Origin of the sequence: Mycobacterium gordonae (assembly GCF_001417955.2) — a bacterium.
Taxonomy (GTDB): Bacteria; Actinomycetota; Actinomycetes; order Mycobacteriales; family Mycobacteriaceae; genus Mycobacterium; species Mycobacterium gordonae_B.
On the sequence record NZ_LKTM01000225.1, the window covers coordinates 1 to 935 of the forward strand.

1 pseudogene is annotated in these 935 nt (G+C 62.9%); it reads right to left on the reverse strand.

Annotation, left to right across the window (positions count from 1 at the left end):
• Positions 1–935 (reverse strand): annotated as a pseudogene (locus AO501_RS17725) (hypothetical protein); the annotation flags it as partial.

Sequence of the window (935 nt, forward strand, 5' to 3'; positions counted from 1 at the left end):
GAGATCGAGGGCACCGTGATCGGCGGCAGGCCGAACCCACCCACCGTGATCCCCGCCGGGGTGCTCGAGGCCGGAATCGAGATCGAGGGCACCGTGATCGGCGGCAGGCCGAACCCACCCACCATGATCCCCGCCGGAGTACTCGACGCCGGAATCGAGATCGAGGGCACCGTGATCGACGGCAACCCGAACCCCGGCACCGCAATCGAAGGCACCTGCAACGGCGGCAACGTCACATCCGGAATCACCACCCCCACATGCACACTGCCCTGACCCACCCCCGCCAGCAACACCCCGTTGTTCCACGACCCCGTGTTCAACACCCCGTTGTTCATGTCCCCGAAGTTCAACACCCCGGTATTGACATTCCCACCGTTGAACCACCCCGTATTCGTATCCCCCACATTGAAACCACCGGTGTTAAACGACCCCGGATTGAAACTGCCCGTGTTGAAACTGCCCGTATTGAACAACCCGACGTTGCCCACACCCCCATCAAACACACCCCAGTTCAACGACCCCGCGTTGAACAACCCCGTATTGCCCACCCCGGTGTTCCCGATCCCGAAGTTCCCCGACCCCGAATTGAACAACCCCACATTGTCCGCACCCGAGTTGAACAACCCCAAATTCCCACTACCCGAGTTCAACCCACCCAGAGCGAACGACTCCACCCCACCAGCAGCACCCAGGGTGACATACGTGCCCCCCACCCCGATCCGGTGATCACCGGTGAGCCCGAACCCGATGTTGTGGCTGCCGGTGTTGCCCAACCCCACGTTGCCGACCCCGACATTGCCGGCCCCGAGGTTGAAGTCACCCAGATTCGCCGTGCCCACATTGGCACTGCCGAGATTGCCCACCCCCACATTGCCCGACCCCACATTGGCCAACACCCGATTGAGCCCGGTCGCCAACGACTCCGGCGACAACGC